This is a genomic window from Enterobacter mori LMG 25706, assembly GCF_000211415.1.
Classification (GTDB): Bacteria; Pseudomonadota; Gammaproteobacteria; order Enterobacterales; family Enterobacteriaceae; genus Enterobacter; species Enterobacter mori.
The window spans coordinates 173,689-194,970 of the sequence record NZ_GL890773.1 but is presented as its reverse complement, the minus strand read 5'-3'; the positions used below and the strand labels follow the sequence as shown (position 1 = coordinate 194,970).

Below are 21,282 nucleotides of genomic sequence, written 5' to 3'. Positions count from 1 at the left end.
CCCTCTCCCACAGGGAGAGGGTGAAAAGATAAAGCCCTGCCCCGGCAGGGCTTTTTTGTGCGCCATCGCCCATACAATCGCATCCGGCTCTGAGAGAATCCTTAGCATAACTAAGGTTATGCACAGGAAGTGGATCATGAGTGATATCGCGTTAACCGTCAGCGTGTTGGCCCTGGTCGCTGTTATTGGCCTGTGGATAGGGAATATCAAAATCCGTGGCGTCGGGTTTGGGATAGGCGGGGGACTGTTTGGCGGCATTTTTGTCGGGCACTTTGCCGACCAGCTCGGGCTGGTCCTCAGTGCCGAAATGCTCCACTTTACTCAGGAGTTCGGCCTGATCCTCTTCGTCTATACCATCGGCATTCAGGTCGGGCCGGGCTTTTTTGCTTCACTTCGGGTCTCCGGACTACGGCTCAACCTGTTTGCCCTCGGCATTGTGGTGATGGGCGGGCTTGTCACCGCGATCCTGCACAAAATCTTCGATATCCCGCTGCCCGTGGTGTTGGGCATTTTCTCCGGGGCGGTCACCAACACGCCAGCGCTCGGCGCGGGCCAGCAAATCCTGCGCGATTTGGGTATCGAACCTGGCATTGTCGACCAGATGGGGATGAGCTACGCCATGGCCTATCCGTTTGGCATTTGCGGCATTCTGCTCTCCATGTGGCTGGTACGCGTCCTGTTTCGCGTCAACGTTGAAAAAGAGGCGATGGATCATGAAACCACGCTCACCAACGGCCATATGCCGATCAAAACCATCAATATTCGCGTCGATAACCCCAACCTGAACAATATGGCGATTCAGGACGTGCCGATCCTCAACAGCGCTAACATCATCTGCTCCCGCCTTAAGCGTGACGATATGCTGATGGTGCCCGCGCCCGGCACCGTCATTCAGCAGGGCGATCTGCTGCACCTGGTCGGTCAGCCCGGCGATTTAAACAACGCCCGTCTGGTGATTGGTCAGGAAGTGGATACCTCGCTCTCAACCCGCGGCACCGATATGCGCGTCGAGCGCGTTGTCGTGACCAACGAAAAGGTTTTGGGCAAGAAAATACGCGATTTGCAGGTAAAGGGGCGCTATGACGTGGTGATCTCCCGCCTTAACCGTGCGGGTGTCGAACTGGTTGCCAGCCAGGACGCCAGCCTGCAGTTCGGGGATATCCTCAACCTGGTCGGCCGCCCGTCGTCCATCGACGCCGTGGCGGATATGGTGGGTAACGCCCAGCAAAAACTGCAGCAGGTACAGATGCTGCCGGTGTTTATCGGTATCGGGCTCGGCGTGCTGCTCGGCTCTATTCCGGTGTACGTGCCGGGCTTCCCGGTGGCGCTCAAGCTAGGGCTGGCGGGCGGGCCGCTGATTATGGCGCTGATCCTCGGGCGTATCGGCTGTATCGGGAAGCTCTACTGGTTTATGCCGCCGAGCGCCAACCTGGCGCTGCGCGAACTGGGCATCGTGCTGTTCCTGGCGGTGGTCGGCCTGAAATCAGGGGGAGATTTTGTCGATACCCTGGTCAAGGGTGAAGGGATGAGCTGGGTCGGCTACGGCATATTCATCACGGCGATCCCGCTGCTGACGGTGGGAATACTGGCGCGGATGTTCGCCAAAATGAACTACCTGACGCTGTGCGGGATGCTGGCGGGCTCCATGACCGATCCGCCCGCGCTGGCCTTTGCCAACAACCTGCACGCCACCAGCGGCGCGGCCGCGCTCTCCTATGCCACCGTCTATCCGCTGGTGATGTTCCTGCGTATCATCACCCCGCAGCTACTGGCGGTGCTGTTGTGGGGGGTGGGGTAGCAGGTCGTCCGGGTGGATGCGCCGCAGATGGTAGTCCACCTGGTAATCACTGGTATTGCGGAACATCACGGAATAATTGAGGAACTCGCCGCTGTCGCTGTAGGAGAGAGAGGTAATACGCAGCAGTGGCGTCTGTTCCGGCAGGTTCATATAACCGGCCAGCGTTTTATCTGCCAGCACCGGCGTCAGGCTCTCATAGTTGCCGCTGATGGTGATCCCACACTCCTTCTCGATGTAATCAAACTTAGACCCCTCAAGATGCGCCAGCGAGAGGTTGCGAAACAGCTTCACCGGCATAAAGCTGTCCTCCAGCATCAGCGGCTTCCCGTCCACGTAGCGCACCCGCCGGGAAAAATAGATCCGCTCATCCACCTGAATCCGCAGTTGGCTGGCGATGGCGGGTGGGGCGGGCATCACTTCGAACTGCAGCACCTTACTCTGCACCTCTTTTCCCTGCTGACGCAGCACCTCCACCAGCCCGGTCAGGTTGGTGGTTTCGTGGTGAACGTCTTTGCGTGCGACAAAGGTTCCGCTGCCGTGCCGCCGCTCAACCAGCCCCCAGCTCACCAGCAGATCCAGCGCCTTGCGGATGGTCATTCGCGCCACGCCAAACTCCTGCGCCAGCGCTTTTTCGCCGGGCAGCGGACTGCCAATGTTGTAGTCCGATGAATTCAGCCGCAGCCGCAATCTGTCGGCGATAGATTTGTAGATCACCAGTAGACCTCTCTGCCCATATTAGCGCGTGGATTGCGTCCTGACATGTCCATGTTTACCGCTAAAAGTAGACCTGATTGGTCAAAATAAAACCATGAATGCGATCACGAATCGCAGCGGCACGCCATGTTCGCGCATCAGTAAGTTCTTATGCTCACCTCAGGCCAGCAAAAAACCATAAAGGCCTCTACCCCTACAGGTTGTTTCATGAGGATTTAAAAATGCTCAGTCAAATACAACGTTTTGGCGGTGCCATGTTTACCCCGGTGTTGCTGTTTCCGTTCGCCGGGATCGTGGTCGGAATCGCCATCATGCTTCGCAACCCGCTGTTTGTCGGCGAAGCCTTAACCGCCCCCGATCATCTTTTCGCGCAGATCGTTCACATCATTGAAGAGGGCGGCTGGGCGGTGTTTCGCAATATGCCGCTGATTTTTGCCGTCGGCCTGCCGATTGGCCTGGCGAAGCAGGCGCAGGGCCGCGCCTGTCTGGCGGTGCTGATTAGCTTCCTGACCTGGAACTACTTCATTAACGCGATGGGGATGACCTGGGGCCACTTCTTTGGCGTCGACTTCTCCGCCGAACCGACGGCAGGTAGCGGGTTGGCGATGATTGCCGGGATCAAAACGCTCGATACCAGCATCATCGGCGCCATTGTGATTTCAGGCATCGTCACCGCCATCCATAACCGCTATTTCGACAAGCCGCTGCCGGTGTTTCTGGGGATTTTCCAGGGCAGCTCCTTCGTCGTTATCCTCGCGTTCTTCGTCATGATCCCCTGTGCCTGGCTGACGCTGCTGGGCTGGCCGAAAGTGCAGATGGGCATCGAGTCCCTGCAGGCGTTCCTGCGCTCTGCCGGTGCGCTGGGCGTGTGGGTGTATACCTTCCTGGAACGCATTCTGATCCCAACCGGATTGCACCACTTTGTCTACGGTCCGTTTATCTTCGGCCCGGCGGCGGTGGAAGGCGGTATTCAGGTCTACTGGGCGCAGCACCTGCAGGAATTCAGCCAGAGCGCCCTGCCGCTGAAAACCCTCTTCCCGGAAGGCGGGTTCGCGCTGCACGGCAACTCAAAAGTGTTTGGCTCGGTGGGGATTGCATTCGCTATCTGGTACACCGCGTCGCCGGAAAACCGCGTCAAGGTGGCGGGCCTGCTGGTCCCGGCTACGCTCACCGCCGTGCTGGTGGGCATTACTGAACCCCTCGAATTCACCTTCCTGTTTATCTCGCCGCTGCTGTTTGCCGTGCACGCCGTGCTGGCAGCCACCATGGCAACGGTGATGTACGCCTTCGGTGTGGTCGGGAACATGGGCGGCGGCCTGCTGGACCAGTTCCTGCCGCAAAACTGGATCCCGATGTTCCATAACCACGCCTCGACGGTATTCACCCAGATCGGCATCGGCGTCTGCTTCACCGGGATCTACTTCGTGGTCTTCAAAACGCTGATCGAACGTCTGAACCTGAAAACGCCGGGCCGGGAAGAGAGCGAAATCAAACTCTACAGCAAGGCCGACTATAAGGCGGCGCGCGGGCAAACCACCGCCCCGGCAGCGGCCAGCCAGCAGGTCGGGCAGGCTGCCGGGTTCCTTCAGGCGCTCGGCGGTGCGGCCAACGTCGAAAGCATTAACAACTGCGCCACCCGCTTGCGTATCGCCCTGGTCGATATGGCGAAAACCCAAAGCGATGACGTCTTCAAAGCCCTCGGCGCTCACGGCGTGGTGCGACGCGGCAACGGCATTCAGGTGATTGTTGGCCTGCACGTTCCTCAGGTGCGCGACCAGCTGGAATCGCTGATGAAAACTCCTTTAACAAATGAACAAACCACCCTGACAGAGGCTATATCATGAAAAAATTCTCAGTTGTCATTGCAGGCGGCGGCAGCACCTTTACGCCTGGTATCGTCCTGATGCTGTTAGCCAACCGTGACCGTTTCCCGCTGCGCGCCCTGAAATTTTATGACAACGACGGCGCACGTCAGGAAACCATCGCCGAAGCGTGCAAAATCATCCTCAGGGAGCAGGCGCCGGAGATTGAGTTCAGCTACACCACCGATCCGAAAGCGGCGTTTAGCGATGTGGATTTCGTGATGGCGCATATCCGCGTGGGCAAATACCCGATGCGTGAAAAAGATGAAAAAATCCCGCTGCGCCACGGCGTGCTGGGCCAGGAAACCTGCGGACCTGGCGGGATTTCCTACGGCATGCGCTCTATCGGCGGCGTGCTGGAGCTGGTGGACTATATGGAGCAGTACTCCCCGAACGCGTGGATGCTGAACTACTCCAACCCGGCGGCGATTGTTGCGGAAGCCACGCGCCGCCTGCGTCCGAACGCTAAAATCCTCAATATCTGCGATATGCCGATCGGCATTGAAGGGCGTATGGCGCAGATTGTCGGCCTGAAGGACCGCAAAGAGATGCGCGTGCGCTACTATGGCCTGAACCACTTTGGCTGGTGGACGTCGATTGAAGATCTCAACGGCAACGATCTGATGCCGAAACTGCAGGAATACGTAGCGAAAAACGGCTATGTTCCGCCTTCGGAAGATGCGCATACCGAAGCGAGCTGGAACGATACCTTTGCCAAAGCAAAAGACGTGCAGGCGCTGGATCCGGACACCATGCCGAACACCTATCTGAAGTATTACCTGTTCCCGGACTACGTGGTCGCGCATTCCAACCCGGAACGCACCCGCGCCAATGAGGTCATGGATCACCGTGAGAAGCACGTGTTCAGTTCCTGCCGGGCGATTATCGAAGCCGGGAGCTCGTCCGCCGGTGAGCTGGAAATCGACGAACATGCCTCGTACATCGTCGATCTGGCAACCGCGATTGCCTTCAACACTCAGGAGAGGATGCTGCTGATTGTGCCAAACAACGGGGCCATCCATAACTTCGATGCCGACGCGATGGTGGAGATCCCGTGCCTGGTAGGCCATAACGGACCGGAACCGCTCACGGTGGGCGATATTCCACACTTCCAGAAAGGGCTGATGAGCCAGCAGGTGGCGGTGGAAAAACTGGTGGTGGATGCCTGGGAGCAGCGCTCGTACCAGAAACTCTGGCAGGCTATCACCCTGTCGAAAACCGTGCCGAGCGCGTCCGTCGCGAAAGCGATTCTGGATGATCTGATCGAGGCCAACAAAGCGTACTGGCCAGAGCTGCATTAATCGTCCTGACCGGCATCGCCCGATGCCGGTCTCCTTGTCCTTGTCGATTTACGCTATGCTGAAGCCTGCCCGTAGCTCGACAAGGAACCTTCATGAAAATTTCCCGCCTCGGCGAAGCGCCGGACTACCGCTTCTCTCTGGCTAATGAACGCACTTTTTTAGCGTGGATCCGCACCGCGCTGGGTTTTCTGGCCGCCGGTGTCGGCCTCGATCAGCTTGCCCCCGAGTTTGCCACCCCATTAATTCGTGAAGTGCTGGCGCTGCTGCTGTGCCTGTTCGCGGGCGTGCTGGCGATTTACGGCTACCTGCGCTGGCTGCGCAATGAGAAGGCGATGCGTCTGAAGCAGGATCTGCCCTATACGCGCGGGCTGCTGATTATCAGCACGATTCTGCTGACGGTGGCGGGCGTGGTAATGGTACTGGTGTTCTATGGCGGATAGCCGCAAAGCGCGACGCGAAGCGGACCCCGGCCTGCAGCCGGAGCGGACGTCACTGGCCTGGCTGCGCACGCTGCTGGGGTATGGCGCGCTGATTGCACTGGCGATTAAGCACAACTGGCACCGCACGGGGGGGCCATTCTGGATCTCAATTATCGTGCTGGCGCTGGTGGCGATTATTTTATGGCGCTATACCCGCAGCCGTAACCTGATGGACGTGGCGCAGGATGACTTTGTACAGCCGAAGGCGGTGCGGGATAAGTTCCTCATCGCCCTGGCCGTGCTGTCGCTGTCACTGCTGTTTGCTGTCACCCACATTCAACAAATTTTGCAGTTATAGGCCGGGTAAGGCGCAGCCGCCACCCGGCATAATTACTTCCCTTTCGCCAGATACTTCGCCATCTCGTCTTCCGGTACCATCCCGCCGCCGGTCGCCCAAACCAGGTGGGTAACGTTGGTATGCGAATGAACGCGCAGCGGCCCAGCCATCCCCGCCAGCGCGGACGGTTCCAGCCGAATGCCTTCCTCCTGCGCCAGCCAGCCGAGCATGTCGTACATGCTCTGGTCGGAAAGCGTATAGAACCCGTTGAGCAGGCGCTCCATCGCGCGGCCCACGAAGCCGGAGGCGCGTCCTACCGCCAGGCCGTCCGCTGCCGTCACGTTATCAATGCCCAGATCCTGCACGGCAATCTCATCATGCAGGCCGGTGTAGACGCCCAGCAGCATGCACGGTGAGTGCGTTGGCTCCGCGAAGAAACAGTGAACGTTATCGCCAAAGGCCAGCTTCAGGCCAAACGCCACGCCGCCAGGGCCACCGCCGACGCCGCACGGCAGGTAGACGTACAGCGGATGCTCCGCATCCACCACCCGGCCCTGTTCGGCAAACTGCGCCTTCAGGCGCTCGCCCGCCACCGCATAGCCCAGGAATAAGGTGCGCGAGTTTTCATCGTCGATGAAAAAGCAGTTGGGATCGCTTTCCGCCGCCTTTCGTCCCTGCTCTACCGCCACGCCGTAATCCTGCTCATATTCCACGACGATGACGCCATGGCTGCGCAGTTTGGCTTTCTTCCACTCGCGGGCGTCGGCGGACATATGTACCGTCACCTTAAAGCCGATGCGGGCGCTCATGATGCCGATGGACATCCCGAGGTTGCCGGTTGAGCCTACCGCGATGCTGTACTGGCTGAAGAATTCCTTAAAGCGCGGCTCCAGCAGAACGCTGTAGTCGTCTTCGAGGCTCAGCAACCCGGCTTCAAGCGCCAGTTTCTCCGCGTGGGTCAGCACCTCATAGATGCCACCGCGCGCTTTGATCGAGCCGGAGATCGGCAGATGGCTGTCTTTTTTTAGCAGCAGCGTGCCGGGAACGGATTTGCCAGACTCTTTCTCCAGCCGCGCCTGCATTGCCGGAATGGCGACCAGCTCGGATTCGATAATTCCGCCCGTTGCCGCCGTCTCCGGGAAGGCTTTCGCCAGATACGGCGCGAAGCGTTTCAGGCGAGCGTGGGCGTCGTCCACGTCGGCTTTGGTCAGCCCGACATACGGCAACCCTTCTGCAAGCGTCGTGGTGCGCGGGTTAAGCCACGTGGTTTCTTTCAGGGCGATCAGATCCTCAACCAGAGGAAACTGTGCGGTTAAAGTAGTGATTGTTGCGTTTTCCATAATACGTCTCTTCGCGCTCAGATAATGAAGGAAAGCAGGAATGTGCCGCCAAGTGCAAGCACCGAGGCGATAAACGTCGCCGTCGTATAGTATTTGAAGGTCTCATTCAGGGTCGCGCCGCAGTATTGTTTCACCAGCCAGAAGAGAGAATCGGTCACGATCGTGCAGCCAATGGCGCCGGAACCGATGGCAATGGTGATGATCTCCGGGCTGACGTTCGGGTAGAGCGGAAGCATCGGCGCGACGATCGCCGTGGCGCCCATCATCGCCACCGTGGCGGAGCCGACGGCGGCATGCAGCACCAGCGCCACCAGCCAGGCGAGCAGGATAGGGTGCATGTGCAGGTTCGAGAGAATATGCGCCAGCGAGTCCGCCAGTCCGCTGGTTTTGAGAATGGCGTTAAATGCGCCGCCCGCGCCGATAATCAGCAAAATGTTGGCGATAGAGCCGAAGCCGTGCTCGGTATGCGTCAGCATTGTGCCCATGCCCATATGCTGGCGGATCCCCAGCAGGTAGTAGGCAACAAACACGGCGATAAACATGGCGGTGATCGGGTTGCCGATAAATTCCAGCAGCGTATACAGCGTGCCTTCTTTTGCCATATTCAGCTCGGCGATGGTTTTCACCAGCATCAGGGCAATCGGCAGCAGCACCGTGAACAGCGTGGCGCCCAGCGACGGCAGGGTGTGCTCTTCACGTACCTTCAGGTCTGAAAATTCCGCCGGAACCGGCTTATACGGCAGACGGTTGCCGAGCAGTTTCAGGAACAGCGGGCCGCCGACCAGCGAGGCCATCAGGCCTACCATCAGACCGTAGACAATCACCGTTCCGACGTCTGCACCGAGTTTATTGGTGACAAACAGCGCCGCCGGATGCGGCGGCACCACGCAATGCACCGCCATCAGCGCGGTACAGAGCGGAATGGCCAGCTTGAGCAGCGACGTGTGGGTCTTTTTGGCGATGGAAAACGCCAGCGGGATCAGCAGTACCACACCCACTTCCACGAACAGGGTAATGCCGCAGATAAGGCCCACCAGCACCATAATCACGTCCGCTGACAGCCAGCGGCAGCGCTGCAGTGCGATCCCGATGCGCTCGGCCGCGCCGGAGACTTCCATCATTTTGCCGAGAATGGTGCCCAGGCCAATCACCGCCGCCAGGAAGCCCAGCGTACCGCCAATCCCGCTCTCGATGGCATTCACCATATCCAGCGGGCTCATCCCCATCATCGCGCCGACGAAAAAGCTCGCCAGCAGCAGCGCGAGAAACGGGTGTAATTTCAGTTTTACGATGGTTAAAACAATCAACACAATGCTGACCAGCAGCGTTGCCACAACCCAGACCTGAGATCCCATATCTCACCTCACCCTTATGTCATCTGTGGGTATTGGACGAAAAAACGGCGTAGGCTGACAAACGATATAAATTGGCGTTCAGGTGAGCCAGATTGGATCAACTAAGTGACTGCATTCTAAAAAGTGCACTTAATTCGCATTAGGTTCACATAAATTCACCCTTGAGCGGTATGCTGAGCGCAGATACTACGCGCGAGAATTGTGATGACCGATGCAAATGAAGCCAGAAACCGGCTGTTAAACGGCTGGCAGCTGTCGAAAATGTACACCTTTGAAGTGGCTGCCCGGCATGAGTCCTTCGCCCTGGCGGCGGAGGAGCTGTCGCTCAGCCCCAGCGCGGTGAGCCACCGCATCAACCTGCTGGAAGAGGAACTGGGCATTCAGCTGTTCGTCCGCTCGCACCGTAAAGTCGAGCTGACGCAGGAAGGCAAGCGCGTTTACTGGACGCTAAAATCGTCCCTCGACACCCTGAATCAGGAGATCCTGGATATCAAAAACCAGGCGCTCTCCGGCACGCTGACGGTTTACTCCCGCCCGTCGATTGCCCAGTGCTGGCTGGTGCCGATGCTGGGGGACTTTACCCGCCGCTACCCGTCGATTTCACTCACCATTCTGACCGGCAATGATTACGTTAATATGCAGCGAACGGGCGTCGATCTGGCGCTCTATTTCGACGATACGCCGCCAAACCACCTTTCTCATCACTTTTTGATGGACGAAGAGATTTTGCCCGTCTGCTCGCCGGCGTATGCCCGCGAGCATGAACTGCTGAAAAACCCCGATAACCTCAGCCACTGCACGCTGCTGCACGACCGTCAGGCCTGGAGCAATGATTCCGGTACGGATGAGTGGCTGAGCTGGGCGCAGCACTTTGCGGTGAATATGCCGCCATCGTCGGGTATTGGTTTCGATCGTTCCGATTTAGCGATTATTGCGGCCATCAACCACGTAGGCGTCGCGATGGGAAGAAAGCGGCTGGTGCAAAAACGGCTCGAGCGGGGCGAGTTGATTGCACCGTTTGGTGAAAAAACCCTCAAATGCCATCAGCATTATTACATCTCAACGCTTTCTGGCCGTCAGTGGCCGAAAATTGACGCCTTTATCGGCTGGCTGAGAGAACTGGTGAGGTGAAGAATTATTACGCTTTGACGCTACACCAAATGTGAAAAAGCGTGCTAAATACAGGTAATGCTTTTGATTTATCCAGGGTAAACCGTGTTAAAGCCTTTTATTGCCACTGCGTTGCTGATCTCTTCCGGCTGGGCGATTGCCGCTGAGCCGCCGCTGACGGCTGCTCACTATGCGCAGCAGCTGGGCGTCGGGATGGATGTGGACTGGGCGCGCGCCGAGCGCGGCATACGCGAATTCGACCCGCTGGTGGTACGGGATTTTCGTGCAAAAGGCATTACCCATGTGCGCATCCGCGTGGCCGATGAGCCGACGGAAGCGCGGCTGATCCACCTGCGCAAGCTGGTAGAAGCCTGCGAGCAGTATGGCGTGATCCCGATAGTCGCTTATCAGGCTGATGAATATAAAAACGACCCAAAAGCCGATAACGAGAAAGAGGCGATCAACTGGTGGATTGCCGTGGCGCACTATTTCGGTCAGAGCTACCCGCTGCTGGGTTTTGATCTCATTTATGAGCCCGCCGACAAGCTTAACCACAACCTCACGTCGCTAAACCGCGTGTATGAAAAAACCATTAAAGCGATCCACGATATTGACCCGCAGCGCATGATCTTTATTGCGCCACGCCTGCGTGCCGCGCCGGAGGATTTATCCAGCCTGAAGCTGCCTGCGCACAGTCAAAACTACCTGCTGGCGGAGTGGCATATTTTCCCGTGGGGGCCGCTGAAAAATAACGGTAAATACCCGTGGACGTCCGGCACGGCGGCGGAGAAAGCGGCTATCCATAATCGCATCAATAACGCGCTGCGCTGGCAGCAAAAAACCGGCCACGTTAGCTGGGTCGGGGGCTGGGGCGTGGGGGAGTCAAACCACCTCACGCCAACCGCTTCGCAGCTGGCCTTCGCCACCTTTATGGCCTGCGAGCTGCAAAAGGCGAAAATCCCGTATGCGTTGAACGCGGACTTCCAGTTTTACGACGGGGAAGAGGGTGCCTGGCGGCCTGCGCCAGAGCCGTTACTACAGGCGATGATTGCGCCCGTCTGTGAAAAACCCGGCGAGAAGCCGGGTCATCATGCGGTTAAACCGGCTGCTCGTGATGCGGGACACGCGACGCCAGCGGCAGCCAGCACAGTAAAATCAGCAGCCCCATCAGCGTCATCAGCAGGCCCAAACTAGCCTGCCCTGTCTGCGGCATCATGGCCGAGAGCCAGGCCAGCGCGCCGGAACCGATGTTCTGCAAACCGCCCACCAGCGCACCTGCCGTGCCAGCAAGGAACGGGAACGGCTCCATCGCGCCGCTGGTGGCGAGCGGGAACAGCATGCCCGCGCCGAAGAAGAACAGCGCCGCCGGGATGAGCAGCGTCCAGACCGTCATCACGCCGAACAGCCCCGGGATCCACATCATCAGACCCGCCAGCAGGCAGCTGATCACCGACTGCCACATCAGGGTTGAGAAGCGTTTGTTCGGGCGTCCGGCAAACCACGCGCCGAAAAACGCCGCCGGGATCGGCAGAATAAACAGAATACTCACCACCATGCTGCTCAGGCCCAGCCCCGCGCCCAGCAGCACGCCGGAGCAGGCTTCGAACACCGCGATACCCGCCAGGCGGCCGATCAGCATCAGCAGGTAGCAGGTAAACGATCCGTTACCGAACAGCGTCTTATAGCTGGTAATGAGCTTCGTGCGCGGCGCGTCCTGCGGGCGCGTTTCCGGCATCCAGCGCGCCATGCTGAAGGTGACAATCACGCACAGCACCAGCAGGAAGGCGTAGCAGGCGCGCCAGGACCACATCGTGTCCAGCAGGCCGCCAATCAGCGGGGCGAGAAGGGGGCTGACCAGAATACCCATGTTCAACAGACTGTTGGCATGACGGAGCTGGGTGCCCTGATACATGTCGCGCGGTAAGGTTCGCGCCATCACCCCGCCAACGCCGGTGCCGACACCCTGTAGGGCGCTTGCGGCAATCAGCACAGTCAGGCTGTGCGTGGTAATGGCAATCACCGTCGCCACCATGAAAATGCTCATGCCCACCAGGATCACCGGACGACGTCCGACGCGGTCGGACAGCGGGCCGTAAAAGAGTTGCGAAACGCCATAGGTCAGCAGGTAGGCTGCCATTACGCTCTGCACCGCGCCCTCGCGGACGTTCAATTCCTTTGCCATGTCGGCAATCGCCGGAAGGTAGATGGTTTGCGCCATCTGACCGACGGCCACCAGTAACACCAGCATCAACAATAAGTTAACGTTCCTTTGTTTTTTCATGTCGCTGAATACTTTTGCCCAAAAGAGAGAAATGAAGAATAAGTGACTGTGCATTCCCATAAATGCGCGAGGAATCTACCACAATGAGATGACAATTTAAGCATTGTCGTGGGGAATGAAAAAACCGGGTAAGGCAGGATTTGTAAACAAGAATGGCAACTAATGTTGCCAGTGATTTACGCCAGGCGCAGCAGAATGGCACCGCCAGCAATACCGAGTGCCGCGGCGATGCGCAGACCGGCAACCTTCTCTTTTAAAAGGACAAACGCGATCAGTGCCCCAAAGAGAATGGAGGTTTCACGCAGCGCCGCGACCACTGCCAGCGGGGCCTGGGTCATCGCCCAGAGCGCCAGACCGTAAGATCCCATGGTGCCAACGCCGCCGAGTAATCCCTTTTTCCAGTGCAGGCGCAGGTAGCCGGACGCCTCGCGCCGACGCGCTACCATCGCCCAGCTTAGCAGGCAGAAACCGTTCATAAAGAAGGTCCACAGCGTATAGCCCAGCGCGGTGTCGGAAAGCCGCACGCCGGTGCCATCCACCAGCGTGTAGCCTGCGATGAAACAGGCGTTCAGCAGCGCCAGCCAGATCCCTTTGCGTGACTGCATGCGGCCATGCATCGCCATAATGAGAATCGACAGGCAGATCACGCCAATGCCGGACCAGGCGAGCCATGAGAGGCTATCGCCGAGCGCCAGCACGCTGATCAGCGCCACCAGCAGCGGGGCGGTGCCGCGCATCAGCGGATAGGTCTGGCTCATGTCAGAGACCTGATAGGTCTTCGCTACCAGCACGGTGTACACCACCTGTAAGGCACAGGAGACAATCAAAAACGGCCAGCTTGCAGCAGATGGCTGTGGAGAAAACGGCAGTAAGACCAGAGCGATAACCGTGGCGGAGCCGCTGACGCTTATTGCAGAATAGAGCTTGTCCGTTCCGGCTTTAACGATGGCGTTCCAGCTGGCATGCAGCAGCGCGGCGAAGAGTAAAATGCAGAAAACGGTGAGGGTCATGGCGTATCAGATGATGAATTGTCACTCAACTGTAACATTCACATCCTGATGCTGCCAGCCGGTTACACCGCACAAAAAAGGCGGTGTGTCACCCGCGGTTCGTCTGAGACCATCGTAAAACCCGCCCGATTATAAAACCCGCAGGCACTGTCCGGCGCATGGGTATTCAGGAAATCAAACCAGATGCTGGCATCGGCCATTACCACGGTCAAAAGCTGTTTGCCAATGCCCAGCCCGCGACACTTCTCGCTGACGTAGAGATGGCGAATACGTCCGGCGCGCGGCTGCTGGCTGAACGGATCGCGGTTGAGGCCGCACACGCCGACCAGCTTGCCGTTAAGAAACGCACCCAGCAGCTTTTCACCCGGCGCGTTAAAGCGGTTCTCGCCACGCTGCCAGTTCTCTTCCAGCCTGCGCAGCATGTTGAAATTCAATGCGATACTTTCCGCTTTCAGGGCGATATACCCCGGCTCATCCGGTGTGACAGGCTCAATTAACAGACGCGACATAGCATTCCCTCGTTATTAAAGAGGGGCGGTTGCCCGCCCCTCTCAGGTGCGACTTGAACCTGAATTACCGAAGGAATTTCAGGACAGCATCAAGCAGTTGCAGTACTGCAACAATGAGTTTGAGGATAAGTATCACCATATCCACTACGCTCATACGCGTCTCCTTTTGGTTAAAAGGAGCACGATGCTGGCGTACCTTTCCGCCGCCTGTTGCCAGCACCTGGATTGACGTAACACAGTGTGCTCACTTCAGGGGGTTAAGGCACTGACGGCACCACCCGTTTCAGCCAGGACTTCGTTGCGCCGGTAGAACTGCGGCCCCCTCGCTCACTGCGAACACCCTCAGTATAGATAAATACTGTATGCATGAACAGTATTTTGTGGACAAAATTTGGAAGGCGATTCATACTCAAAAACGTCAAAATCCGTGCCGGAATTGCGCGTTCCTCTTCGATCGCGTATACTTTTCGCGTTGACGTAACACAGTGTGTTCTGCGGCGACCAACCGCAAAACCCTGATAAAAACCTCGCTTAGGCGGGGTTTTTTGTTTTCTGGTCTTCTCAAAAAAGATGGCTGTTGACTTATTGGCAATGAATGTCATCATTGCCATAATGGCAACGGACGCGGCAGGCATGCAGTATGCGTTTAATCTCTCTGAAAGCTATTTTGGATGCGGTAACTCAGTTTCCGCAGCACAAAGAAGAACTCCTCTTTTTGGGCCGCACCATAGAAAAGAGTCATTGTCCGACGCCTGCTGCGCTGAAAAAACTGTTTCCGACGCTGGATAACTTTAAGTATATGGATAAGCATTATGTTATTGATATTGCAAACAACAATCTCAGAGTAGTGGCTCTCAGCTTCTTTGAAAGCCAAAAGTTTTATGTGCGCCATGTTTTTACTCATAAGGAATATGACCGTTTTACGGAGAAACATCGCACTAAGGGGAAGAAATGATGATCGTCGCTGATGCAATGAAAGCTACGCATGCCCTTGTTGCGGCCGTTCCTTTACTGGGTGAACAGCCGAGCGAGAAAGATTATAAAGATGCGCTTGAGCTGGTTGAGTATCTGCTCATGAACGAGCCCGATAGCCCCCTGCTGGATATTGTGTGCGCCAGGATTAGCCGTTACGAAGCCAATCGGCCAGAGATAGTTGCATTACGCAAGGAGATGGAGTCCGTTCCTGTCGGTATTGCGGTTTTAAGAACTTTGATGGATCAGTACAGCCTGACGATATCGGATTTTCAGGATGAAATTGGCAGTAAATCAATGGTTTCACGGGTATTGAATGGTCAAAGGCAGCTTACGCTGAACCATATTAAAAAGCTCGCGGCCAGATTTGGGGTATCACCTGCTCTGTTTATTGAGTGAGTTAAAACCGACTTTTTAAGTGTCATCACTCAACAAACGAAACGTGATCCCTGACGCATTTTTGCGCAGATGAAAATATTTCCATTGTCATGCCCGAAAACCTGTGTTTGTATAAATTCAATCAATGATTCCAAACACAGGTCCCCAATGACTTCATCCATCTTCACTTCGACCCTACTAAAAACTGCGCAACCAGCCGCAGTGGTCGTCGTGCGTGTGGTGGTGGTCGTCGGCAATGCGCCGTAGGGACTGGATCAACACACGAATCCAAAACCCCGCCGGCGCAAACCGGGCGGGGTTTTTCGTTTAAGAGCCTCCCCGGAAAGTCGGCCCAGAAGAAAAGGACTGGAGCATGGCAATTTCGGGCACAACATCCACGAATACGCGTTTCACCGGCGCGCAGTTGATCGTTCATTTGCTGGAACGACAGGGCATCACTACCGTTGCGGGTATCCCGGGCGGCACGGTGCTGCCGCTGTACGACGCGTTGAGCCAAAGCACGCAGATCCGGCACGTGCTGGCGCGTCACGAGCAGGGGGCAGGCTTTATCGCTCAGGGCATGGCGCGTACGCAGGGCAAACCGGCGGTCTGCATGGCCTGCAGCGGCCCGGGCGCAACCAACCTGGTGACCGCCATCGCCGACGCGCGCCTCGACTCCATTCCGCTGATCTGCATTACCGGCCAGGTGCCGTCTTCAATGATCGGTACCGATGCATTCCAGGAAGTGGATACCTACGGCATCTCTATCCCCATCACCAAACATAACTATTTAGTTCGCGACATCGCCGAGCTTCCTCAGGTTATCAGCGATGCGTTCCGCATTGCGCAGTCTGGCCGCCCGGGCCCGGTGTGGATAGACATTCCTAAGGATGTCCAGACCGCAGAGATCGAGATCGACGTGCTGCCGGAGCCGGGCGACCGTGCCCCCGCGCCAGAATTCAGCGCTGAGAGCGTGCGCGATGCCGCCGCCATGATTAACGCCGCCAAACGTCCGGTGCTCTATCTGGGCGGCGGAGCGATTAACGCCGCGGATGAAATCCGCCAGTTTGCGGAAAAAGCCAACCTGCCGACCACCATGACCCTGATGGCGCTGGGCATGCTGCCAAAAGCGCACCCGCTCTCTCTCGGCATGCTGGGCATGCACGGCGCGCGCAGCACTAACTACATCCTGCAAGAAGCGGATTTGCTGATCGTTATGGGCGCACGTTTTGATGACCGGGCGATCGGCAAAACCGAGCAGTTCTGCCCGAACGCCAAAATCATTCACGTGGATATCGACCGCGCCGAGTTGGGTAAAATCAAGCAGCCGCACGTGGCGATTCAGGGCGACGTGGCAGAGGTGCTGGCGCAGCTGATCCCGCAGACGGACGCAGCCGACCGCGCCGACTGGCGTAAGCTGGTGGCCGATCTCCAGCGCGAGTTCCCGGGCGCCATCCCAACCGAAGGCGACCCGCTGAGCCACTACGGGCTGATCAACGCCGTGGCCGCCTGCGTGGACGACAGCGCGATTATCACCACCGACGTGGGCCAGCACCAGATGTGGACCGCTCAGGCCTACCCGCTGAACCGTCCGCGCCAGTGGCTGACTTCCGGCGGTCTGGGCACCATGGGCTTTGGCCTGCCCGCAGCCGTGGGTGCAGCACTCGCCAATCCGGACCGCAAGGTCATCTGCTTCTCCGGCGACGGTAGCCTGATGATGAACATTCAGGAAATGGCGACTGCGGCCGAAAACCAGTTAGACGTGAAAATTATCCTGATGAACAACGAGGCGCTGGGGCTGGTGCACCAGCAGCAGAGCCTGTTCTACAAGCAGGGCGTGTTTGCGGCGACCTATCCGGGGATGATTAACTTTATGCAGATTGCCGCCGGTTTTGGCCTGCATACCTGCGATCTGAACGCCGAAGAGGATGCCCACGCGGCGCTGCAGGCGGCGATTTCTCGCCCCGGCCCGGCGCTGATCCACGTGCGTATCGACCCTGAACAAAAAGTGTATCCGATGGTGCCGCCGGGAGCGGCAAATACTGAGATGGTGGGAGAATAAACCATGCAGAAACAACATGATAACGTCATTCTGGAACTCACCGTCCGCAACCACCCTGGCGTCATGACGCACGTTTGTGGGCTGTTTGCCCGCCGTGCGTTTAACGTGGAAGGCATTCTTTGTCTGCCGATTCAGGGCAGCGAGCACAGCCGCATCTGGCTACTGGTCAATGACGATCAGCGTCTGGAGCAGATGATGGCGCAGATCGACAAGCTGGAAGATGTCACCAAAGTGGCACGCAATCAGTCCGATCCCACCATGTTTAACAAAATTGCGGTGTTTTTCGAGTAAATCGCTTAAGGTAAGCGCCTTTCGCTCTTGTAGGCCGGATAAGCGCAGCGCTATCCGGCATTTTCAGACCGCAGGAACACACATGACCACCATCGCTCTTATCGACGACCACCTTATCGTCCGCTCCGGCTTTGCCCAGCTTCTGAACCTCGAACCGGATTTTCAGGTCGTGGCCGAGTTTGGTTCCGGTCGCGAGGCGCTGGCGGGCCTGCCGGGGCGCGGGGTGCAGATCTGTATCTGCGACATCTCGATGCCGGATCTCTCCGGGCTGGAGCTGCTAAGCCAGCTGCCGAAAGGAATGTCGACGATTATGCTGTCAGTTCACGACAGCCCGGCGCTGGTCGAGCAGGCGCTCAACGCGGGCGCGCGCGGCTTCCTCTCTAAACGCTGTAGCCCCGACGAACTGATCGCCGCGGTGCGTACGGTCTCCACTGGCGGCTGCTATTTAACGCCGGATATCGCCATCAAGCTGGCGGCCGGACGTCAGGATCCACTCACCAGACGCGAGCGTCAGGTTGCGGAAAAACTCGCGCAGGGAATGTCGGTAAAAGAGATTGCCGCCGAGCTGGATCTGTCCCCGAAAACCGTGCACGTTCACCGCGCCAACCTGATGGAAAAACTTAACGTCAGCAACGACGTCGAGCTGGCGCGCCGCATGTTCGACAGCTGGCAATGAGTTCCGCTTTTTCACGGCTGATCGCCGTCGTCGCCAGCTTTTTTATCTTCTCCGCCGCCTGGTTCTGCCTGTGGAGCATCAGCCTGCACATGGTAGAACGCCCGGAGCTGGCGGTGCTGCTGTTTCCCTTCGGCCTGCGTCTGGGCTTAATGCTCCAGTGCCCGCGCGGCTACTGGCCCGTTTTGCTGGGTGCAGAGTGGCTGATGCTGGTCTGGCTGGCGCAGGAAGTCGCCCTCGCGCACCTGCCCTTATTGATGACCGGAAGCCTGCTTACGCTTCTCCCGGTTGCGCTGATTTCCCGCTACCGTCACCAGCGCGACTGGCGCACGCTGCTGCGTCAGGGGGCGGCGCTGATTGCCGCCGCGCTGCTGCAGTCGCTTCCGTGGGTCGGCGAGAAGGAGATGCTCAACGCCCTGCTGCTGGCCCTGACCGGCGGCCTGACGCTCGCGCCGACCTGCCTCGTTTTCTGGCACTACCTCACCAGCACCGTCTGGCAGCCGCTCGGCCCGGCGCTGGTTACTCAACCGGTGAACTGGCGCGCCCGGCACCTCATCTGGTATCTGCTGCTGTTTGTGGTGAGCCTGTGGCTGCAGCTTGGCCTGCCCGCCGAACTTTCACGCTTTACCCCATTTTGCCTGGCGCTGCCGATTATCGCCCTGGCCTGGCACTACGGCTGGCAGGGGGCGTTGATCGCCACGCTGATGAACGCCATCGCGCTGATTGCCAGCCAGACCTGGCACGATCATCCGGTGGATCTGCTGCTTTCCCTGCTGGCCCAGAGCCTGACCGGGCTGCTGCTCGGCGCGGGCATTCAGCGCCTGCGCGAGCTGAACCTGTCCCTGCAAACCGAACTGGCGCGCAACCGTCGTCTGGCGGAGCGTCTGCTGGAGACGGAAGAGAGCGTGCGGCAGGAGGTCGCCCGCGAGCTGCACGACGATATCGGCCAGACCATCACCGCCATTCGCACCCAGGCGGGCATTGTCCAGCGCCTGGCGGCAGAAAACGCGGGCGTGAAGCAGGGTGGGGCGCATATCGAACAGCTCTCGCTGGGCGTCTATGACTCCGTTCGTCGTCTGTTAGGACGGCTGCGCCCGCGCCAGCTTGACGATCTGTCCCTGGAGCAGGCGGTGCGTTCCCTGATGCGCGAGATGGAGCTGGAAAGCCGCGGGATAGTCAGCCATCTCGACTGGCGCATCAATGAAGCTACCCTGAGCGAAGGTCAGCGCGTGACGCTGTTCCGCGTCTGTCAGGAGGGGCTGAACAATATCGTCAAACACGCCAGTGCCAGCGCGGTCACGATCCAGGGCTGGCAGCAGGACGAGCGCCTGATGCTGGTGATTGAAGACGACGGCTGCGGCCTGCCGCCGGGCTCCGGCCAACAGGGCTTTGGCCTTGCGGGCATGCGCGAGCGCGTGAAGGCGCTCGGCGGCACGCTGAATATCTCCTGCACCCACGGGACGCGCGTTACCGTCAGCCTGCCGTTACGGAGCCACCATGTTTAAAACCCCTGCCAGCGCCGCGCCGATTGGCGACAAAGCGGAAATCGACGCCCGCTACCGCTACTGGCGTCGCCAGATCCTGATTACCCTCTGGCTCGGCTACGCGCTGTTCTACTTCACCCGCAAAAGCTTCAATGCCGCCGCGCCGGAAATCCTCGCCAGCGGCGTGATGACCCGCACCGATATTGGCCTGCTGGCGACGCTGTTTTACATCACCTACGGCCTGTCGAAGTTCTTCTCCGGCATCGTCAGCGACCGCTCCAACGCGCGCTATTTTATGGGTGTCGGGCTGATCGCCACCGGTGTGGTGAACATCCTGTTTGGTTTCTCCACCTCGCTATGGGCCTTTGCCCTGCTGTGGGCGCTGAACGCCTTTTTCCAGGGCTGGGGCGCGCCGGTCTGCGCCCGCCTGCTCACCGCCTGGTACTCGCGCAACGAGCGCGGCGGCTGGTGGGCAGTCTGGAACACCGCGCATAACGTCGGCGGGGCGCTGATCCCGATGGTCGTGGGAGCCGCAGCGCTGCACTACGGCTGGCGCGCGGGGATGATGATTGCCGGTGGCCTCGCGATTGTCGCCGGGCTGTTCCTCTGCTGGCGCCTGCGCGACAGGCCGCAAACCGTCGGCCTGCCGGCGGTAGGTGACTGGCGGCACGACGAGATGGAGATTGCCCAGCAGCAGGAAGGCGCGGGGCTGACCCGCAGGGAGATCCTCACTAAGTACGTGCTGAAAAACCCGTACATCTGGCTACTGTCGCTCTGCTACGTGCTGGTCTACGTGGTGCGCGCGGCGATCAACGACTGGGGCAACCTGTACATGTCCGAGACGCTGGGCGTGGACCTGGTGACCGCCAACTCGGCGGTGACGATGTTCGAGCTGGGCGGGTTTATCGGCGCGCTGGTGGCGGGCTGGGGATCGGACAAGCTGTTCAACGGCAACCGCGGGCCGATGAACCTGATTTTTGCTGCCGGGATTTTGCTCTCCGTCGGCTCGCTGTGGCTAATGCCGTTTGCCAGCTACGTGATGCAGGCGGCGTGCTTCTTCACCATCGGCTTCTTCGTCTTTGGCCCGCAGATGCTGATCGGCATGGCGGCGGCGGAGTGTTCCCACAAAGAGGCGGCTGGCGCGGCGACGGGCTTTGTCGGGCTGTTTGCCTACCTCGGCGCGTCGCTCTCCGGCTGGCCGCTGGCACGGGTCATCGACGTCTGGCACTGGAGCGGGTTTTTCGCGGCGATCGCCATCGCGGCGGGGATTTCCGCCCTGCTGCTGCTGCCGTTTTTGAACGCGCAGGCCCCACGCGAGGTGAGCGAAGCGTGATGCGTCTCACCTTTTCACCCCGAATAGCGCAAAACTAAGAAATTTTCCCGGTT

Annotated in this window: 22 protein-coding genes; 15 read left to right on the top strand and 7 right to left on the bottom strand. The window is 58.7% G+C overall.

The features are described 5' to 3' along the window. The first annotated feature begins 136 nt into the window (after nucleotides 1–136). Nucleotides 137–1,798 (top strand): putative transporter, encoded by a 1,662-nt coding sequence (locus ENTMO_RS0101595; protein WP_010426544.1) that lies wholly within the window; start codon nucleotides 137–139, stop codon nucleotides 1,796–1,798. Here ENTMO_RS0101595 and ENTMO_RS0101590 read toward each other — a convergent pair. Beyond that, complete coding sequence (locus tag ENTMO_RS0101590; protein WP_010426543.1) at nucleotides 1,766–2,512, bottom strand: GntR family transcriptional regulator; 747 nt, start codon at nucleotides 2,510–2,512, stop codon at nucleotides 1,766–1,768. The two genes, ENTMO_RS0101595 and ENTMO_RS0101590, sit on opposite strands and share 33 nt — an antisense overlap. Nucleotides 2,513–2,733: 221 nt before the next feature. Between ENTMO_RS0101590 and ENTMO_RS0101585 the strand changes: the two genes are divergently transcribed. The 4 genes from ENTMO_RS0101585 to ENTMO_RS0101570 all read left to right on the top strand — a co-directional run bounded on the left by ENTMO_RS0101585 (nucleotide 2,734) and on the right by ENTMO_RS0101570 (nucleotide 6,452). Continuing rightward, a complete protein-coding gene (locus ENTMO_RS0101585) occupies nucleotides 2,734–4,356 on the top strand; it encodes an alpha-glucoside-specific PTS transporter subunit IIBC (RefSeq protein ID WP_010426542.1) in 1,623 nt (540 codons plus the stop codon). After that, complete coding sequence (locus tag ENTMO_RS0101580) at nucleotides 4,353–5,675, top strand: 6-phospho-alpha-glucosidase (RefSeq protein WP_010426541.1); 1,323 nt, start codon at nucleotides 4,353–4,355, stop codon at nucleotides 5,673–5,675. The genes ENTMO_RS0101585 and ENTMO_RS0101580 overlap by 4 nt, the downstream gene beginning before the upstream one ends. Nucleotides 5,676–5,767: 92 nt before the next feature. Continuing rightward, a complete protein-coding gene (locus tag ENTMO_RS0101575) occupies nucleotides 5,768–6,115 on the top strand; it encodes a YidH family protein (protein ID WP_010426540.1) in 348 nt (115 codons plus the stop codon). Then, entirely contained in the window at nucleotides 6,105–6,452 is a 348-nt protein-coding gene (locus tag ENTMO_RS0101570) for a DUF202 domain-containing protein (RefSeq protein ID WP_010426539.1), read from the top strand. The genes ENTMO_RS0101575 and ENTMO_RS0101570 overlap by 11 nt, the downstream gene beginning before the upstream one ends. 32 nt (nucleotides 6,453–6,484) lie before the next feature. Here the strand turns inward: ENTMO_RS0101570 and dsdA are convergent, their stop codons facing one another. After that, nucleotides 6,485–7,771 (bottom strand): D-serine ammonia-lyase, encoded by a 1,287-nt coding sequence (gene dsdA / locus ENTMO_RS0101565; protein WP_010426538.1) that lies wholly within the window; start codon nucleotides 7,769–7,771, stop codon nucleotides 6,485–6,487. Between the two features lie 17 nt (nucleotides 7,772–7,788). Beyond that, nucleotides 7,789–9,126 carry a D-serine transporter DsdX gene (gene dsdX / locus ENTMO_RS0101560; RefSeq protein WP_010426537.1) on the bottom strand — a complete coding sequence of 446 codons (1,338 nt, stop codon included), beginning with the start codon at nucleotides 9,124–9,126 and terminating at the stop codon, nucleotides 7,789–7,791. A gap of 204 nt (nucleotides 9,127–9,330) precedes the next feature. Between dsdX and dsdC the strand changes: the two genes are divergently transcribed. Both dsdC and ENTMO_RS0101550 read left to right on the top strand, forming a co-directional pair. Further along, nucleotides 9,331–10,257 carry a DNA-binding transcriptional regulator DsdC gene (gene dsdC, locus ENTMO_RS0101555; protein WP_010426536.1) on the top strand — a complete coding sequence of 309 codons (927 nt, stop codon included), beginning with the start codon at nucleotides 9,331–9,333 and terminating at the stop codon, nucleotides 10,255–10,257. An 84-nt stretch (nucleotides 10,258–10,341) separates the two neighbouring features. Then, nucleotides 10,342–11,430, top strand: a complete 1,089-nt coding sequence (locus ENTMO_RS0101550; RefSeq protein ID WP_010426535.1) for a cellulase family glycosylhydrolase — start codon at nucleotides 10,342–10,344, stop codon at nucleotides 11,428–11,430. Here the strand turns inward: ENTMO_RS0101550 and emrD are convergent. The 4 genes from emrD to tisB all read right to left on the bottom strand — a co-directional run bounded on the left by emrD (nucleotide 11,333) and on the right by tisB (nucleotide 14,190). Continuing rightward, entirely contained in the window at nucleotides 11,333–12,517 is a 1,185-nt protein-coding gene (gene emrD / locus ENTMO_RS0101545; RefSeq protein ID WP_041951340.1) for a multidrug efflux MFS transporter EmrD, read from the bottom strand. The two genes, ENTMO_RS0101550 and emrD, sit on opposite strands and share 98 nt — an antisense overlap. 176 nt (nucleotides 12,518–12,693) lie before the next feature. Beyond that, entirely contained in the window at nucleotides 12,694–13,527 is an 834-nt protein-coding gene (locus ENTMO_RS0101540; RefSeq protein ID WP_010426533.1) for an EamA family transporter, read from the bottom strand. A 62-nt stretch (nucleotides 13,528–13,589) separates the two neighbouring features. Further along, nucleotides 13,590–14,036, bottom strand: coding sequence for a GNAT family N-acetyltransferase (locus tag ENTMO_RS0101535; protein ID WP_010426532.1), 447 nt, complete (start codon nucleotides 14,034–14,036; stop codon nucleotides 13,590–13,592). A gap of 64 nt (nucleotides 14,037–14,100) precedes the next feature. Further along, complete coding sequence (gene tisB / locus ENTMO_RS24880) at nucleotides 14,101–14,190, bottom strand: type I toxin-antitoxin system toxin TisB (RefSeq protein WP_023309830.1); 90 nt, start codon at nucleotides 14,188–14,190, stop codon at nucleotides 14,101–14,103. A 486-nt stretch (nucleotides 14,191–14,676) separates the two neighbouring features. Between tisB and ENTMO_RS0101520 the strand changes: the two genes are divergently transcribed. From ENTMO_RS0101520 to uhpC, 8 genes are all read left to right on the top strand, one after another. Continuing rightward, nucleotides 14,677–14,991: a type II toxin-antitoxin system HigB family toxin gene (locus tag ENTMO_RS0101520; protein WP_010426531.1), complete on the top strand. Its 315-nt coding sequence runs from the start codon at nucleotides 14,677–14,679 to the stop codon at nucleotides 14,989–14,991. After that, the gene (locus tag ENTMO_RS0101515; protein WP_157133700.1) at nucleotides 14,988–15,407 is read left to right on the top strand and encodes a helix-turn-helix domain-containing protein; all 420 of its coding nucleotides are present in this window, start codon (nucleotides 14,988–14,990) and stop codon (nucleotides 15,405–15,407) included. The genes ENTMO_RS0101520 and ENTMO_RS0101515 overlap by 4 nt, the downstream gene beginning before the upstream one ends. A gap of 147 nt (nucleotides 15,408–15,554) precedes the next feature. Next, a complete protein-coding gene (gene ivbL, locus ENTMO_RS26030) occupies nucleotides 15,555–15,653 on the top strand; it encodes an ilvB operon leader peptide IvbL (RefSeq protein WP_057979964.1) in 99 nt (32 codons plus the stop codon). Between the two features lie 106 nt (nucleotides 15,654–15,759). Continuing rightward, a complete protein-coding gene (gene ilvB / locus ENTMO_RS0101510; RefSeq protein ID WP_010426529.1) occupies nucleotides 15,760–17,448 on the top strand; it encodes an acetolactate synthase large subunit in 1,689 nt (562 codons plus the stop codon). A gap of 3 nt (nucleotides 17,449–17,451) precedes the next feature. After that, nucleotides 17,452–17,739 carry an acetolactate synthase small subunit gene (gene ilvN / locus ENTMO_RS0101505; protein WP_010426528.1) on the top strand — a complete coding sequence of 96 codons (288 nt, stop codon included), beginning with the start codon at nucleotides 17,452–17,454 and terminating at the stop codon, nucleotides 17,737–17,739. 82 nt (nucleotides 17,740–17,821) lie between these two features. Then, nucleotides 17,822–18,415 (top strand): transcriptional regulator UhpA, encoded by a 594-nt coding sequence (gene uhpA, locus ENTMO_RS0101500; RefSeq protein ID WP_010426527.1) that lies wholly within the window; start codon nucleotides 17,822–17,824, stop codon nucleotides 18,413–18,415. Next, complete coding sequence (gene uhpB, locus ENTMO_RS0101495; RefSeq protein ID WP_010426526.1) at nucleotides 18,412–19,917, top strand: signal transduction histidine-protein kinase/phosphatase UhpB; 1,506 nt, start codon at nucleotides 18,412–18,414, stop codon at nucleotides 19,915–19,917. The genes uhpA and uhpB overlap by 4 nt, the downstream gene beginning before the upstream one ends. Continuing rightward, nucleotides 19,910–21,229 carry an MFS transporter gene (gene uhpC, locus ENTMO_RS0101490; protein WP_010426525.1) on the top strand — a complete coding sequence of 440 codons (1,320 nt, stop codon included), beginning with the start codon at nucleotides 19,910–19,912 and terminating at the stop codon, nucleotides 21,227–21,229. Before uhpB ends, uhpC begins: the two co-directional genes overlap by 8 nt. Nucleotides 21,230–21,282 lie beyond the last annotated feature (53 nt).